The organism is Kitasatospora sp. NPDC004669, from assembly GCF_040609455.1.
Lineage (GTDB): Bacteria > Actinomycetota > Actinomycetes > Streptomycetales > Streptomycetaceae > Kitasatospora.
In genome coordinates this window covers 35,477-50,299 of the sequence record NZ_JBEXKB010000015.1, presented here as the reverse complement: position 1 = coordinate 50,299, position 14,823 = coordinate 35,477, and the positions used below count along the sequence as shown (strand labels likewise).

The 14,823-nt window shown below is 73.1% G+C and carries 13 protein-coding genes and 1 pseudogene; 5 read left to right on the top strand and 9 right to left on the bottom strand.

Going from position 1 to position 14,823, the window contains the following annotated elements:
- Positions 1-31: 31 nt before the first annotated feature.
- Positions 32-355 (bottom strand): glutaredoxin domain-containing protein, encoded by a 324-nt coding sequence (locus tag ABZW30_RS15335; RefSeq protein ID WP_355671571.1) that lies wholly within the window; start codon positions 353-355, stop codon positions 32-34.
- Between the two features lie 528 nt (positions 356-883).
- Between ABZW30_RS15335 and ABZW30_RS15330 the strand changes: the two genes are divergently transcribed.
- Complete coding sequence (locus ABZW30_RS15330; protein WP_355671570.1) at positions 884-2,248, top strand: NAD(P)/FAD-dependent oxidoreductase; 1,365 nt, start codon at positions 884-886, stop codon at positions 2,246-2,248.
- On the opposite strand, the gene ABZW30_RS15325 is transcribed toward ABZW30_RS15330, so the two are convergent.
- Entirely contained in the window at positions 2,197-2,487 is a 291-nt protein-coding gene (locus ABZW30_RS15325; protein ID WP_355671569.1) for a hypothetical protein, read from the bottom strand. The two genes, ABZW30_RS15330 and ABZW30_RS15325, sit on opposite strands and share 52 nt — an antisense overlap.
- 95 nt (positions 2,488-2,582) lie before the next feature.
- Complete coding sequence (rox, locus tag ABZW30_RS15320; RefSeq protein WP_355671568.1) at positions 2,583-4,010, bottom strand: rifampin monooxygenase; 1,428 nt, start codon at positions 4,008-4,010, stop codon at positions 2,583-2,585.
- Between the two features lie 601 nt (positions 4,011-4,611).
- On the opposite strand from rox, the gene ABZW30_RS15315 reads away from it, so the two are divergent.
- The gene (locus tag ABZW30_RS15315) at positions 4,612-4,977 is read left to right on the top strand and encodes a hypothetical protein (protein ID WP_355671567.1); all 366 of its coding nucleotides are present in this window, start codon (positions 4,612-4,614) and stop codon (positions 4,975-4,977) included.
- A 68-nt stretch (positions 4,978-5,045) separates the two neighbouring features.
- Here ABZW30_RS15315 and ABZW30_RS15310 read toward each other — a convergent pair.
- Positions 5,046-5,372, bottom strand: a pseudogene (locus ABZW30_RS15310) (serine hydrolase); the annotation flags it as partial.
- Between ABZW30_RS15310 and ABZW30_RS15305 the strand changes: the two are divergent.
- On the top strand, positions 5,371-5,661 hold the full coding sequence (locus tag ABZW30_RS15305; RefSeq protein ID WP_355671566.1) for a helix-turn-helix domain-containing protein: 291 nt from the start codon (positions 5,371-5,373) through the stop codon (positions 5,659-5,661). The pseudogene ABZW30_RS15310 and the gene ABZW30_RS15305 overlap by 2 nt on opposite strands.
- Positions 5,662-6,661: 1,000 nt before the next feature.
- On the opposite strand, the gene ABZW30_RS15300 is transcribed toward ABZW30_RS15305, so the two are convergent.
- Positions 6,662-8,428, bottom strand: coding sequence for a penicillin-binding transpeptidase domain-containing protein (locus tag ABZW30_RS15300; protein WP_355671565.1), 1,767 nt, complete (start codon positions 8,426-8,428; stop codon positions 6,662-6,664).
- A gap of 295 nt (positions 8,429-8,723) precedes the next feature.
- The gene (locus tag ABZW30_RS15295) at positions 8,724-9,542 is read right to left on the bottom strand and encodes an alpha/beta hydrolase (RefSeq protein WP_355671564.1); all 819 of its coding nucleotides are present in this window, start codon (positions 9,540-9,542) and stop codon (positions 8,724-8,726) included.
- Between the two features lie 118 nt (positions 9,543-9,660).
- Here ABZW30_RS15295 and ABZW30_RS15290 point away from each other — a divergent pair, with 118 nt between their 5' ends.
- The gene (locus ABZW30_RS15290; protein WP_355671674.1) at positions 9,661-10,221 is read left to right on the top strand and encodes a helix-turn-helix domain-containing protein; all 561 of its coding nucleotides are present in this window, start codon (positions 9,661-9,663) and stop codon (positions 10,219-10,221) included.
- A 102-nt stretch (positions 10,222-10,323) separates the two neighbouring features.
- Here the strand turns inward: ABZW30_RS15290 and ABZW30_RS15285 are convergent, their stop codons facing one another.
- Positions 10,324-10,683, bottom strand: a complete 360-nt coding sequence (locus ABZW30_RS15285) for a zinc ribbon domain-containing protein YjdM (protein WP_355671563.1) — start codon at positions 10,681-10,683, stop codon at positions 10,324-10,326.
- Between the two features lie 270 nt (positions 10,684-10,953).
- Between ABZW30_RS15285 and ABZW30_RS15280 the strand changes: the two genes are divergently transcribed.
- A complete protein-coding gene (locus ABZW30_RS15280) occupies positions 10,954-12,195 on the top strand; it encodes a styrene monooxygenase/indole monooxygenase family protein (protein WP_355671562.1) in 1,242 nt (413 codons plus the stop codon).
- A gap of 302 nt (positions 12,196-12,497) precedes the next feature.
- On the opposite strand, the gene ABZW30_RS15275 is transcribed toward ABZW30_RS15280, so the two are convergent.
- The gene (locus tag ABZW30_RS15275) at positions 12,498-13,562 is read right to left on the bottom strand and encodes a hypothetical protein (RefSeq protein WP_355671561.1); all 1,065 of its coding nucleotides are present in this window, start codon (positions 13,560-13,562) and stop codon (positions 12,498-12,500) included.
- Entirely contained in the window at positions 13,559-14,821 is a 1,263-nt protein-coding gene (locus ABZW30_RS15270) for a CHAT domain-containing protein (protein ID WP_355671560.1), read from the bottom strand. Before ABZW30_RS15270 ends, ABZW30_RS15275 begins: the two co-directional genes overlap by 4 nt.
- Positions 14,822-14,823: the final 2 nt, after the last annotated feature.

Sequence of the window (14,823 nt, the reverse complement as noted above, 5' to 3'; positions counted from 1 at the left end):
ACATCGGCAGTAAGGGCCGCCGACTCCCGGCTCACGGTCGTACCCGCCGAACTCGTCGCAGACGGTGCCACCACGGTGTCGTGGGCTGCTCGGTGGGCAGTAACCCGGGGGCGTGCTCGGCCACCGCGGCCAGCACCTCGGCGACGCTGGGGTTGACCATCGCGTGCCCGTTGACGGTCACGGTCGGAACGGTCTCGTTGCCGCCCGCGACCGAGCGGACGAACGCGGCCGCCTCCGGGGCCGACCAGATGTCGGTCTCGCCGAACGGCAACCGCTTCGCCCGCAGGCCGCGCCGCAGCCAGGTGCAGTACGGGCAGCCGGGCCGCCAGTAGAACACGATGCCGCTGCCGGTCATGGGGCCGACACCTCCTTCGGTTTCTCGGCGATGAGCACCGCGTACCCGGCGCTGCCGGCGCCGATCACGATCAGGTCGCACGGATCGTTCACCTCGTTCACCGCTTCGGCTCCTGGCTCCCGTTCCAGATCGCACGCATCATCGAGGCTCTCCTCCTGGGGTCTGAGGGTTCGGCCGGGCGGTCCGGCGAATGCACCACATGGTGGCCCCTGCGGGGGCCGTACGAGCGGTGGCGCCACCGACCGGTTTCCGCCCGCGTGGCGACTCGGCCATGTCCGCTGCCGGTCGTCGGCCGGGCGTCCAGGGCCTGTCCGGCGGATCGTGCCGGGCCCGCGACGCTCCCCCGGCCTTCGGCCGGGAGGTGCCCCCACCACATGGACTCTCCCCCCAGCGCGGCGGCTGGGAGGTGCCCCCGTCCTCCGCCTCGCGATGCACGCACTCGGACGCCGCGGTCTGATCCGACCACATCCGCCGGACAGGCCCTAGCGTGGTGGGGGTGACGGGTCGACCCGACGAGGAGAACCGGCGATGAGCGAACAGCAGCAGGCGGACGTGATCGTGATCGGCCTCGGCCCCGGCGGCGAGCACGCCGCCGGACGCCTCGCGGAGGCCGGCCTCGACGTGATCGGCATCGAGGCCGAGCTGGTCGGCGGCGAGTGCCCGTACTGGGGCTGCATCCCCAGCAAGATGATGGTCCGCGCCGGGAACCTGCTCGCCGAGACCCGGCGGGTCCCCGGGATGGCCGGACGCTCCCAGGTCGTCCCCGACTGGACCCCGGTCGCGCACCGGATCCGCGACGAGGCCACCGACGACTGGAACGACCAGGTCGCCGTCGACCGGCTCATCGGCAAGGGTGGCCGCTTCATCCGCGGCCGGGCCCGCCTCACCGGCCCGAGGAGAGTGTCAGTGAACGGCCAGGAGCTCACCGCCCGGCGCGGCGTCGTGATCGCCACCGGCAGCCGCCCCACCGCGCCGCCCGTCCCGGGGCTGGCCGAGGTGCCGTACTGGACCAACCGAAACGCCATCGAGGCGAAGGAGCGGCCGGAATCCCTGCTGGTGCTCGGCGGCGGCGCGATCGGCCTCGAACTCGCTCAGGTCTTCGCCCGCTTCGGCACCGCCGTCACCGTCGTCGAGGCCCTGGACCGCCTGCTGCCGGTCGAGGAACCAGAGGTCGGCGGGCTGATCGCGCCGGTCCTGGAACGGGAGGGCATCGAGATCCGCACCGGCGCCCGGGCCGTCCGTGCCGAGCACGACGGACCGACCTTCACCCTCCACCTGGAGGGCGGCGAACTCCTGACCGCCGACCGGCTCCTGGTCGCCACCGGCCGCCGCGCCGACCTCGGCGCACTCGGCCTGGACACCGTCGGACTCGACCCCGCCGCCCGCGCCGTACCCACCGACGGACAGCTGCGCGCCGCCGACGGCCTGTGGGCGATCGGCGACGTCACCGGACACGGTGCCTTCACCCACGTCGCCATGTACGAGGCCGAGATCGCCGTCCGCGACATCCTCGGCGACCCCGGCCCCGAGGCCGACTACCGCGCCCTGCCCCGAGTCACCTTCACCGACCCGGAGATCGGTGCCGTCGGCCTGACCGAACAGCAGGCCCGCGACGGCGGGCTGACCGTCCGCACCGGCATCACCCAGCTGCCGTCCTCCACCCGAGGCTGGATCCACAAGGCCGGCAACGAGGGCTTCATCAAGCTCGTCGCCGACGCCGACCGGGGAGTGCTCGTCGGAGCGACGTCCGCCGGGCCGACCGGCGGCGAGGCGCTGTACGGGCTGGCGGTCGCGATCCAGGCCCAGGTGCCGCTCGACCGGATGCGGCACATGATCTTCGCCTACCCGACCTTCCACCGCGCCGTGGAGGCGGCCCTCGCCGACCTGGGATGACCGGCCGCCGAGGACCGTCGGCTCGCCGACGGCCCTCGGCCGCCCGGGTAGGAGGACTCGAAGGGGCCGGCCGCGCCGGTGAGCACGTCCGCGAGCGTGCCCAGTGAACCGGGTCGCGGCGGCGCGGCCGTCAGCTCGACCCGGCCGCGCAGCTCGGGCTCGGCCCGCAGCCAGGTCCGCAGCGAGGTGGCGGCGCCCCGGTCGGCGTCGGTGACACGGATCAGCAACCGGTTGTCCACGCTCTCCCCAAGAACCAGCGAAGTGACATGTACTGACTCGGCGTCACCACAAGGGGAGGCCGGGGTCAAACCCCGAGGTGGGCGGCCCGGGCTGCTCAGGCGGCTGCGCCGAACCACCGGGCCAGCGCGTCCAGCAGGGACTGCCGGTCGTCACCCACCCACGCCACGTACCCGTCGGGTCGCAGCAGGACGGCGGGGACGTCCAACTCCTCGCCCGCGTCGACGACATGGTCGACCCGGTCCGCCCAGCCCGTCACCGCGAGGCGGCCGCCGGTCCGGTCGAGCAGCAGCCCGCGGCCGTCGCGCATCAGCTCGTAGAGGCGCCCCTGCTTGAGCTGGACGTCCCGCAGGCGCCGGCCGAGCAGTTCGTGGCCCTCACCGAGGTCGTAGCGGACCCCGACCGCGGTCACCATCTCGGTCATGTACCGGTTCACCTCCTCGAAGTCCATCAGCGTCGAGAGCAGCTCCCGCAGCGCGGCGGGGCCGGCCTCGGTGCCCAGCAGCGTCATCTGGGCCCGGGTGTTGGCCAGCACCCGGGCGCCCACCGGGTGGCGTTCGGCGTGGTAGCTGTCCAGCAGATCTGCCGGGGCCCAGCCCAGGATCTCGGCCGCGAGCTTCCAGCCCAGGTTGTAGGCGTCCTGGATGCCGAGGTTGAGGCCCTGGCCGCCGGTGGGCGGGTGGATGTGCGCCGCGTCGCCGGCCAGGAAGGCCCGGCCGACCCGGTAGCGCTCGGCCTGCCGCGTGGCGTCGCCGAAGCGGGAGAGCCAGCGCGGCGAGTGCGCGCCGAAGTCGGTGCCCGCGACGCCCGTCAGCTGCCGCCGGAACTCCTCCAGGGTGGGCGCGGTGCCGCGGTCCTCGACCACGTCCGCGGCGGGCACGACCACGCGGTACACCCCGTCCCCCTGGGGGATGGCGCCGAAGCGCAGCTGGGTCCGTCGGACCTCGGTGACGACGGCCTCGACGGTCGCCGGCTCCTCGGTCAGCGACAGCTCGCCCAGCAGGGTGTCGACCTTGGAGGGCTCGCCGGGGAAGCCGACCCCGAGCAGCTTGCGCACCGTACTGCGCCCGCCGTCGCAGCCGACCAGGTAGCGCGAGCGCAGCCGCGTGCCGTCCGCCAGCTCGACGTTCACCCCGTCCTCGTCCTGGGTCAGCCCGACCACCTCCTGGCCGCGCCGGATGTCGGTGCCCAGTTCGAGGGCGTGCTCGCCCAGCAGCTGCTCGGTGACCGGCTGCGGGGTGGTCAGTCCGTACGGGTGGGCGGTGTCCATGGTCTCCGGCCACGGCTTGTGGATGCCGCCGAAGAAGCCGCCGACCGAGAACTTCCCGCTCACCGCGAGGAACCCGTCCAGCAGCCCGCGCTGGTCCATCATCTCCACGCTGCGCACGTGCAGGCCCCGGCCGCGGGACTGCGAGGTCGGCTCGGTCAGCCGCTCCAGCACCACCACCCGCACGTCGTGCAGTCGCAGTTCGCTCGCCAGCATCAGACCGGTCGGCCCGCCGCCGACCACGATCACGTCGATCATCAGTACTTCCCCCATGGGTTCGCGCGAGGCCTGTACGCGGGACGAAGGCGTAGGTATGTCGCGAACCGAAGATTTCGTATGTTCCGGCCTCGGGCGACGATTCTGCGCCATGACCGGGGCCTTGCCGCAAGGCCCCCCGGGCGAGGTAGGTTGGTACTGGCAGGGAGGCGACGACCTCCTTGCTTTTCGTTTTCGTCGACTTGCGGCGGGCCGTCTGCCGTCAATCCGGTGGCGGGGGCGGCGGCGGGCCTACCGGGACGGCGCCGTGCTGATCCAAGGGCCGTCGGCGGGCGCTCACCGGCAGCCGACCGCGCTGACGGCAGAGGCGTCTGACGCTTCGACAGCGGATGCGACGGGGTCGAATGTTCGGGTGGGACGAGAACGGACGGACGGGCCCGGGTGTCGGCCGTCTGGTGCGGGCGCGCACCCCTGGGGTCCTCGGACGGTGCCGGTGCGCCTGCGGCGACGGGTGCCCGACCATGCCGTTGACGGCGGTCGTTCGGGCACGTCAGGCTCGAAGGGCCGCCGGGGGCGGGCGCGTTGGTCGCGCCCCGGTACCCCGGCGCAGACGCCCATCGTGCATCCCTGTGTGGAGGTCCCCGTGTCCAAGCGCCGCCTCGCCGTTCCCGGAGCCGCCGTCGCCGCCCTGACCCTCGCCGCCCTGCTGTTCCCGGCGGCCGACGCCCAGGCCACCCCGGCCGCCGACTCCTGCACCCAGAACTGGAGCATCAAGTCCGCCGAGGGCTACGCCAACGGCAAGTGGTGCAACTACAACACCAAGATCGTCGGAACGGTGCACGACACCAGGGCGGACGGCCGTTGTCCGTTCGTGCGCGCCGACCTCTCCAACGGCGGTGTCGTCGACAGCGACTGGGCCGGCGGCAAGGGCAAGTCCCGCGCCATCACCATGTACGCCCCTTCGGGCACCTACTTCACCAGGGTATCGATGAGCTACATCAACTGCTGAGTACGGCCGCGTCAGCCCGTCCTGCGTTCCGCGGAAGCGTCAGGAAGTCGTCGCGGCCCGGTCGGAGAACTGCCGTCGTGGCCCCAGTAGGTGCCGCAGCCGAGGTCGACCCGGTGCAGGCCGAGGCCGTACGCGATGGTCGTGCCGTCGAAGGCGTGGACCGGGGCGGTGCGCTGCATCTGAGCCAGCGAGGAGCGGCTGACGATCCGTCCGTCGAGCAGCAGGGCGAAGAAGCGGTTGAGGTCGGCCGTCGTCGACACCAGCGCGGCCGCCGGGCCCACCCAGGACGGGTCGTAGACGCTGTAGTCGCGCGGCGGGTCGATCTTCCCGTAGAAGGACTCGTACATCCGCGGGTGCGGCCCGTCGACGGACGGCCCGGTCGGGAATTCGGAGTTGGGCGCGCTGGCGCTGCTGGCCGAGCTGCCCGCGGACACCCTGCGCGGGAACGCCGACGTCGTCGCCGTCACCAGGCTGGCCGCCGCCCCGGAGGACCTGGAGACCCTGGACACCTACTGCGCCACCGGCTCGCTCCGCCGCGCCGCCGAGGCCCTCCACCTGCACCACAGCAGCTTCGCCCGGCGGCTCGAACAGATCGCCAAGGTCCTGGAGTTCGACCTGACCGACCCCGCCGGGCTGACCCGCGCCAGGCTCGCCCTCGCCGCCCGGCGGCTGCTGGGCGACTGACCGTCAGCCGAGGGGGTCGGGTCGCCAGGTGGTGGCTTCGGCCGGGGCGGCGGCGCGTGGAGCTCGTCCTGTTGTCGTGCGGTCGTGGTGCGGTCGGAGGCCGATGGTGTCGGCGGTCTGTTCGGCGGTCCGGGCGAAGAAGTCGGCGGCGGGGTCGAGGGAGCCGACCAGGTGGCCGTGGAGTTCGAAGCCGATGAGGCCGATGAGCTGGCCCCAGGCGGAGACGGCGCGGGCGAGGGTGTGGTGGGGAGCCCGGGGGCGAGGGTCGCGGCGAGGCCGGCGAGTCGCTCGGGCAGGGCGCCCTGGGGCGCGGGGCCCCGACGCGCCGACCGAGGAACTGCTGCGGATCGCCCCCGGCTACCCGGTCTTCCGGATCTCGGGCAGCTGAGCGGGAGTCGGCGCCAGATAGCGGAGCTTGCCCTTCTCCATACCGACCAGGCGGCCACCGGCCCGGGCCTGAGCTCCGCCGACGCCGGATCGGCCGACAGGCGTGGAGGGGCCTCGCGGAGTCGGGAGAGCACGTCCCGAATGAGGGCGGACCGGGTGAAGCGGTCGGTCGGGAGTCAGGCGGTGCAGCAGCACCGCATGGTCGTACGGGCGGAGTTGACGTTCGGGCGCGTGCGGCCCGGCGGCGGGGCTCACCAGCGGTCGGCCGGCTCGATTCTCTTGATCATGGCTCAGATGGTGGCAGTTGCCCCCCGCCCGGGCGAGCCGTTTTTCCGTACCCGTACCTTCGGCCCGCCCGGTCGTGTCCGGTCGCGCCCGGTCGCGCTGGGTACCGTCGCGGCACGACCGCATCGGAGGGACACCTGCTCGGCCTGGACGTCGGTGGTCCCGCGGCCGGACCGATGGCGACCGGGGGCGCCGAGCGGGCGGGCCGGGCGCCGGCCGAGCACCTCGCGATGGCTTTCCACTTCGCCGGCCCGGACGAGCCCGACGACCAGGCCCCGCGATGGCAGCGGCCCTGAGCAGGGCCTGGTCGTCGGTGCGGGACTGACCGTCAGCCCTTGCCGCCTGCCTTCAGCACCTGGGCCGCCGCCACACCGGCCGCGCTGTTGCCGTGGCCGCCGCCCTCGACCTCGGCCGCGACGGCGAGGTCGTTGCGGTAGGCGATGAACCAGCTGTTGGTGGCCTGGCCCGAACCGGCCTCGACGGTGCCGGTCTTGGCGCCGATCTGGCCGCTCAGTCCGGACATCGGGGCCCGGGCGGTGCCCTGGGCGGCGGTCTCGGCCATCATCGAGCGAAGGTCGCGGGCGACGTCCGTCGGCAGCTTTCCGGGCGCGGTAACGCGCTTGACGTCCTCCCGCAGCACGGGCTGACGGAACGTTCCGCTCTGCACGGTCGCGGCCACCGAGGCCATCAGCAGTGAGTTCACCTGGATCTGGCCCTGGCCGATGAACTCGGCGGCCGCCTCGTCCTTGTTCCCCGGCACCGGGATGGTGGCGTCCCGGCTCGGGATGCCGATGCGCCACTGCAGGCCGAGACCGAACTGCTCGCGCGCCACCGTCGCCAGCGTGCCCGGCTGCAGCTTCTCCAGACCCTTGTCGATGAAGCCGGTGTTGCAGGAGTGGGTGAAGTCGTCGGTGAGCGTGTAGGCGGGGAAGTCCCCGGGCTCGTCGTTGTGCCAGGTCCTCGGGGAGTGGGTGGTCTCCTTGCACGGCACCACGGTGCCCGGGCCCACCCCGGCCTCCAACAGTGCGGCCGAGGTGATCACCTTCATCGTCGAACCCGGCGGCTGCCCACCGCCGACCGCGCGGTTGAATCCGCCCTGCGGGGCGTACGCCATCGCGAGGATCTGCCCGGTGCTCGGCTGGACGGCCACCAGCGAGGCCGGCTTTCCGCCCGCCGACTGCTGTTTGACCGCCTCCTCGGCCACCTGCTGGAGGTCGGCGTCCAGGGTCAGCTTGACCTGCGGCGCGCTCGGCGGAGTGAGGACGAACAGCTGCTCCGGATCCTGCGCCCCGCCGCCGGACAGCACCACGGCCTGTCCGGTCACCACCGTGGCGCCGTCGGGGGGCGCGATCTGCGGCAGCACGCTGCGCAGCGACGGGAAGGAGTCCAGCGGCCGGCCCTTGCGGTCGGTCGGCTTCGACACCGGGTTGGGCAGCGGCCGCACGGCGATCGTCTTGCCCGCGCCGAGCTTGGGGTGGACCACGCTCGGTGCCCACCGCACGAGCGTGCGCCCGTCGGCCGCCCGCATGACGCCCAGCACACTGTCGTACTCCCAGGCCTCCGTTGCCCCGTCGAACTCCGCCCGCACCTTGAACCCGACGGCGGGCTCGCTCGGCGTACCGGACGAGGCCGGGCCCGTCCCGGTCAGGGCGAGCGACTTGGCCGGCACCCCGTCGTGGAACGCGCTCAGCGCCATCCGCGCGGCCTCCGGACGGTCGGTCAGCCCGGCCGCGACCGTGAAGTCCCCCCGACCCCAAGCCGCCAGGAAGTCCTTGGCGACCGCCTCGGCCTGTGCCGCGTCCGGCGGCTGCTGCGGCGACTGCGTCGCGGCGGCCGCCTTGTCGCCGCCCCCGTCCCCGGAGGAGCCGCCCGACACGGCGCTCGTCAGGTTGTAGGCGCCGTACCCGCCGACCCCGACCAGAGCGGCGAACACCCCGCCGACCGCCACCAACGCGACCCGGCGCGCGATCGAACGGCGCGGCGGCTCGTCCCCGTACTCCCCGTACTCCCCGTACTCCCCGTACTCCCCGTACTCCCCGTACTCCTCGTACTTCGCGTGATCGGCGAAGTCGGTGTACTCCTGTTCCTCGTGCATCCTGCTGTGTCCCCCCTGTGGATGTCCTGGTCACAGGCCCGCCCAAGCCCCGATGCCCGGACCGTGCGGTCGGTCGAAGGGTCGTTCGGGCCCGGACAAGCCTACTGCCGGGGTCGGGATCGATGATGATCGGCCCCGGGGGATGCGGGGTGGGGGGCGGTCGTCCTGTTCGACGGGGCCGTCCAGCAGAGCGCTCGCGGGTCGATGAATCCTGGTGAGCGCCCGCAGCGACTGCTCTCGTGCGGCGTCGGTGAGGTCCGCGGTGACGGCGTCCTCCAGAGCGCGCCGTTCCACCTCAGCCCCGGTCGAGCAGCTCCCGGATGCGGTCGGCGACCAGGGCCGGGTGCTCCGCCTGGATGAAGTGCCCGGAGTCGACGGCCTCGTAGCGTCCGTCCGGCAGTGCGTCCGCCCACTGGCGCTGGTGTGACTGGAGCGCGGGGTGGGTCCGTTCGCCGCCGCGGCGGGGGCGGTCGGCGGACAGCAGGATCGTCGGGCAGGTCGGGGGTGCCGGAGGGGTGGTGCGGAACCGGGGGACCGCGGCGGCCACGGCGCGGAACTCGCGGCGGGTCTGGGCGATGCCGACCGGGACGAAGTCCTCGGCGAGCATGGTGGCGTAGGTGTCCGCCGGGAAGACCTGGCGGACGTTCCCGCTGGCCAGGCGGGCGAGCGGGCGGAACCGGGTGAGCGGCTGCACGAGGGCGAGTGTCCGGTCGACCCGGCGGGCGATCTGGTCGATGGCGTCATACGACGGCGCGGTCTCCGGCGTCGGGTCGATCAGCAGGACTCCGCGCAGCCGGGGCGCCAGCCGCGCGGCGGCCAGCCGGGCGACCAGGCAGCCCATGCTGTGCGCGACCAGGACGAAGCGGCCGGGGACGACGGCCTCGGCCAGGGCGATCAGGTCCGCCGCCAGCTGGTCCATGGTGAGCTGCGCGTCGCTGCGGGCACTGCGGCCGAAGCCGGAGCGGTCGTAGGCGACCAGCCGGGCGTGGTCCGTGAGCAGGGGCAGTACCGCGTCCCAGGAAGTGCGGCCGAGGCCCTGGCCGGCTTCGAAGAGCACCTGGTCGGGGCCGGTGCCGGATTCCTCGATGTAGAGCGACCATCCGTTGACGCTCACCGTTCGCCCGCTTGCCCGGCGCATCCGCCACCCCCGTTCTCCGCGTCCGGGCGGCTGTCGCCCGGGAACGCTACCGTTTTCATCTTTGATAATAGTAGCGACTGTGAAATCGTTGAGCATGGACCACGACGCCGCCGACCTCCTCCTCCACCCCGTGCGTCTGCGCGTGGTGCACGCCCTCGCCGGGGGGCGGGTGCTCACCACCTCGCAGCTGTGCGCTCGGCTGTCCGGCGTGTCGAAGGTGACCGTCTACCGGCATGTCGCGCTGCTCGCCGAGGCGGGGTTCCTGGAGGTGGCGCAGGAGCAGCGGGTGCGCGGCGCGGTGGAGCGGCACTACCGGCTGCGCAAGGACCGCCCGGTGATCGACGCCGCCGCTGCCGCCGCGATGACCAAGGATGACCACCGGCGGGGCTTCGCGGCCGCGATGGCCGTCCTGCTCGCGGAGTTCAACGCCTACCTGGACCGGGAGGACGCGGACCCGGTGGCGCAGGGGGTGTCCTACCGGCAGGGCACGTTCTGGCTCAGCCCGGAGGAACTCGCCGAGCTGGGAGGGGAGTTGCTGGCGGTCCTGGCGCCCCGGCTGGCCAACGGGCCGACGTCGGGGAGGGAGCCGTACTTGCTCAGCCCGATCCTCTTCCCCGTCGCGCCGCCGCCTGAGGAAGGGCGCGCCGGGGAGTGACAACGGAAGCGGCCCGTACGAGCGGATGCTCGTACGGGCCGTCGCCGTCCAGCCGTCCAGTCGTTCAGTCGTTCAGTCGTTCAACCGTTCGGCCTCCCGGCCTCAGGCCTTCTTCACCACACTGGACTTGAGCTGCATCGCGCCGAAGCCCTCGATCCGGCAGTCGATGTCGTGGCCGTCCACGCCGTCCACCAGGCGGATGTTGCGCACCTTGGTGCCGGCCTTGATGCCGGAGGCGCTGCCCTTGACCTTGAGGGCCTTGACCACGGTCACGGTGTCGCCGTCGCTGAGGACGTTGCCGACCGCGTCCCGGATCACCCGCTCGCCGGCGCCGGCGGCCTGCTCGGACCCGCCCTCGGCGGGCATCCACTCGTGGCCGCACTCGGGGCAGACCATGAGGGCGTTCATCTCATAGGTGTACTCGCTGGAGCACTGCGGGCACGGGGGGAGGTTGTCGCTCATTCTCTCTGGCTGTCCTGTCTGTGCGTCTGCGCTGTCTGTGCTGTCCGGGCCGTCGGTGCGGGGTGGCGGCGTGCGGTGTCGGCGACAGGCCACCCTCTATGAACTTGAAGAATTTTTCAAATCGACATCCCGATGGCGTCCCGATCGACCGGGTGCCACCTCGGCGTGTCGGCGCCATGGACGCGGGCGCCCGGGACTGATATCCAGACCACTGGCAACCGGGCGGGGCGGGCGGCCGGGCTCGGACGGACCACCAAGAGAGCAGGGGCGATGCGCAGGATTCTGATCGTCGGCGCCGGGCAGTCCGGCCTCCAACTGGCCCTCGGGCTGCAGTCCCACGGCTACGACGTGACGTTGCTGACCGACCGTGACGCGCAGGAGGTGCGGGACGGGCGGGTGATGTCCACCCAGTGCATGTTCGACGGCGCGCTGCGCACCGAGCGCGCCCTCGGCCTGGACCTGTGGGCCGAGGAGGCGCCCCGGATCGAGGGGGTCGGCGTGTCGGTCAGCGGGCCGGAGTCGGCGCGGGTGATCGACTGGGTCGGTCGGCTGGACGGCTACGCGCAGTCCGTCGACCAGCGGTTGAAGATGTCCACCTGGCTGGAGCTGTTCGCCGATCGCGGCGGCCGGGTGGAACTGCGGCAGGTCAGCGCCGCCGACCTCGAACACCTCGCCGGCTCCTACGACTTGGTGCTGGTCGCCTCCGGGAAGGGATCGCTGGCCTCGCTGTTCGAGCGCGACGAGGAGCGGTCCCCGTTCACCCGGCCGCAGCGCGCGCTGGCCGCCGCCTACGTGTACGGGCTCGCGCCGCGTCCTGAGCATGACTTCCAGGCGGTGCGCTGCAACGTGGTGCCCGGCATCGGGGAGCTCTTCGTATTGCCGGTGCTGACCGCGGCCGGACCCTGCGACGCCATGTTGTGGGAGGCCGTCCCGGGCGGTCCCGCGGATGCCTTCGACGGGCTCCGCGACCCGGCCGAACACCTGCGGGTGATGCTGGAGTTGATGAAGACCTTCACACCTTGGGAGTACGACCGGACCCGCTCCGGCGTCGAACTCACCGACCCCGGCGCCACCCTGGCGGGCCGGTTCGCTCCGACGGTCCGCCGTCCGGTCGGCGAACTTCCGGGCGGCGGCGCAGTGTTGGGCGTCGCGGACGTGGTCGTCACCAACGACCCGATCGCCGGCCAGGGTTCCAACAATGCGGCCAAGTGCGCCGCCGACTACCTGGAGGCGATCCTCGCCCACGGCGACAAGCCCTTCGACCGGGACTTCCAGCAGGCCGCCTTCGACCGCTTCTGGACGACGTCCGGGCGCGTCGCCACGCTCTGGAGCAACGCGATGCTCATGCCGCCGCCCCCGCACGTCCTCCAGCTGCTCGTCGCGGGTGGTGAACTCCGGGCCGTGAGGGACCGGTTCGCCAACGCCTTCGACTTCCCGGCGGACCTGGAGGAGTGGTTCCTCGACCCGGGGAGGTCGGAGGCCTATCTGGCCTCGGTGGCGGTGCAGGCCTGACCGCCGGCCCGCCGCTCCGGCGAGGCGTCGGTCCGAGGTCACGCCCCTGGGGCAAGCCGGTCGCCGCGATCTGCCCGCGGTGCCACCAGCCGACCCTGCGGGAGAAGCTGACCGTGCACAGCATCACCCGGGGGAGGACGACCCACCGCTACAGCGGCATCGTCACCCTCTGCACGCCCGTCTGCGGCTTCACCTCGGTGCGCCGGTGCTGACGGCGAGCGGGGTCGAAGCCGGGGACGGGTGCTCATGGGCACCCGCCCCCGGCCGCATCCGGGGACGTCCGGCCGCGTCCGGGCGGACGCTCAGCGGGAGTGGGAGGCGAGGCTGAGCAGGAGGTGGGCGGACTCCGGGCGCTGGAAGTCGGAGTGCGCGCCCGAGGGGTGCAGCCGGGTGGCCAGGCCGCCCCGGTAGACGTGCCCGGCGTCGATGTTGACGATCGGGTGGTCGAGCTCGGCGTGCGGATAGGGCGAGTCGGCCGCGCGGAGCCGGGCGCTGAACTGCGGGACCGGGGCGGCGCCCGTGCCGGAGTGGCCGATACCCGGGAGGCCCTCGGCCCGCAGGTGCCAGAATCCGGTGGCCCGGTCCCAGCGCGAGTGGGTGAGGACCAGCGGGCCGCGCAGTGGGGCGCCGGGGCGGCCCGGGCCGAGGAAGAGCCGGGGGAAGAGCCGGACGAAGGCGTCCCGGGGCGCGGCCATCTGGAAGACCAGGGCGCTGTCGACGGTGAACGGGCGGGCCGGGTCGCCGGGCCGGCTCCAGCTCAGCACCGGGGGGCCGGCCGGGCGGTCGGCCGCGTACTGGACGGCCTCGCAGAGGAAACGGCCGCCGAACGAGTGCCCGAGCAGGTGGAGGTACTGGCCGTGGCGGTTGGCGAGGACGCGGGGCGCGTCCGGCCGGCCGCGCCCCGCGTCGAGGTATCCGAGCAGATGACCGAGGATCCGCCCGGCCTGCCCCCGGGCGCTCATCGCGTGCGCCCGTTCGCGGATCCGCCGGTAGCCGCCCAGGCTCGGCAGGCTCGACGAGGGCCAGCGCACCACCACGCACCAGGGACGGAAGCCGGCCGCGAGCCCCGGGTAGGCGACCGGGGCCGAGCGGTGCAGTTCGGCCGCCCGGCCGATCAGCGCGGCGGCGGTGCGCCCGGCGGCCTCGGGGCTGGTCTGCCAGCCGTGCACGTAGACGAAGAGGTCGGTGGCCCACTCGGGGATGCGCAGATGACGGGCGAGGTGGTCGGCGACCCGCGCCTCGGGGACGGGGGTCCTCGTCCCCGGCACCAGCAGGCGGCCGCTCTCGTCCAGGTCCACGGTCGCGGGCCGCACGGCGGCCGCGGGCCCTACGGCGGTCGGGGGCGCTGGTCGCAGGGGTGTCGTCACGGGTTCAGCTCCAGGATGCTGTCGATGCCGCAGTGCAGGGAGTAGGCGAGCGCCAGCGGGTTGCGGTACTCGCGGGCGAACCACCGGACCAGCTGCTGAGTGATCTCCCCGGCGGTGAACTTGCCGGTGAGGTAGAGGTCGAGGAAGGCGAAGGCGTACTCGGCGGCGAACTCCTGCGGGATCTGGAGCTGCGGCCCGAGTACGCCGTCCGCGCCGAGGTCCACCAACGCCCGGCCCAGGTGGTCGAGTTCGGCTGCCGCCGACTGCCCGGTGTGGCAGGCGTTCAGCAGCACGAACGGCCGGAACACGGCGTCCGGCCGGTTGAGGTGCCGACGGCGGTGGCGGCGCACCAGCTCGGCGTCGATGTGCCGTTCGTCGGAGAGCCGGACGGCGAGCTGCTGGTACGGGGAGTCGTTGGCGACGAACTGGCCGTGGCACCAGAAGTACATGACGTCCTCGTCCAGCACCGCGGCGGACAGCGCCTCCAGCAGCAGGTCGGACTCGGTGCGCACGGTCAGCTGGGAGCGGTCCTCCAACAGCTTGCGCACCTCCGGCGCCCGGCCGATGCCGGTGAGCTGGTCGTCGGTGTTCAGGCTGGTGACGGGCTTGGCCCGGGCCGGGTACGGCGGCTGGATCAGCGGGTAGGCGGCGCCGGTCTGCTCGACCTGGTGGCGGTGGCCGAGGAAGTCCGCCCAGGGGTCGGCCTGGGCGCTCTCCACGGCGAGCATCGGCCAGGGCAGGTGGAGGTCGGAGTCGAAGCTGATCCGCAGCGAGCCGTGCTCGGTGAGGGTGCGGTTGAGGTACTCGCGGAAGAGCACCAGGTCGGGGTCGGTGCCCTCGAACATCGTCGCCAGGAAATACCGCCCCTCCTCGGCGAGTTCGGCGACCTTTCGCTCGGCGACGGCGGCCAGCGGGTTGAAGTCGACGGCGGTCGCGAAGGGGTAGGGGTTGAGCGGGTCGGGGTCGTAGGCGATCAGGCGGTCGCGCCAGACGGTGCGCAGCCGGGCCGCCCTGGCCAGCAGGGTGGTCGCGGAGACGGCGAGGTAGGCCCAGTGGCTGCGGGTCCTGGGGGTGCGCTCGCCGGGACGGAAAGCGGATATCTGCACGGAATCATCGCGCAGACGCCTGAGCGACACCACCAGGTCCAGCGGGGCTCGACCCCTGGGCGGGAGGTCCGCCGCAGGGACCGCCTGCTGGGGCAGCCGGGTGTAGTCCGCGGAGGGGTTCTGCAGGATGTCGACGTGGAGCTCCCGGGGCACGC

Bases quoted from the DNA above. Each gene is read 5' to 3' on its own strand.
- ABZW30_RS15290 (WP_355671674.1), top strand. From the start codon at position 9,661: ATGGACCACGACGCCGCCGACCTCCTCCTCCACCCCGTGCGTCTGCGC.
- ABZW30_RS15285 (WP_355671563.1), bottom strand. From the start codon at position 10,683: ATGAGCGACAACCTCCCCCCGTGCCCGCAGTGCTCCAGCGAGTACACC.
- ABZW30_RS15330 (WP_355671570.1), top strand. From the start codon at position 884: ATGAGCGAACAGCAGCAGGCGGACGTGATCGTGATCGGCCTCGGCCCC.
- ABZW30_RS15280 (WP_355671562.1), top strand. From the start codon at position 10,954: ATGCGCAGGATTCTGATCGTCGGCGCCGGGCAGTCCGGCCTCCAACTG.
- rox (WP_355671568.1), bottom strand. From the start codon at position 4,010: ATGATCGACGTGATCGTGGTCGGCGGCGGGCCGACCGGTCTGATGCTG.
- ABZW30_RS15335 (WP_355671571.1), bottom strand. From the start codon at position 355: ATGACCGGCAGCGGCATCGTGTTCTACTGGCGGCCCGGCTGCCCGTAC.
- ABZW30_RS15300 (WP_355671565.1), bottom strand. From the start codon at position 8,428: ATGCACGAGGAACAGGAGTACACCGACTTCGCCGATCACGCGAAGTAC.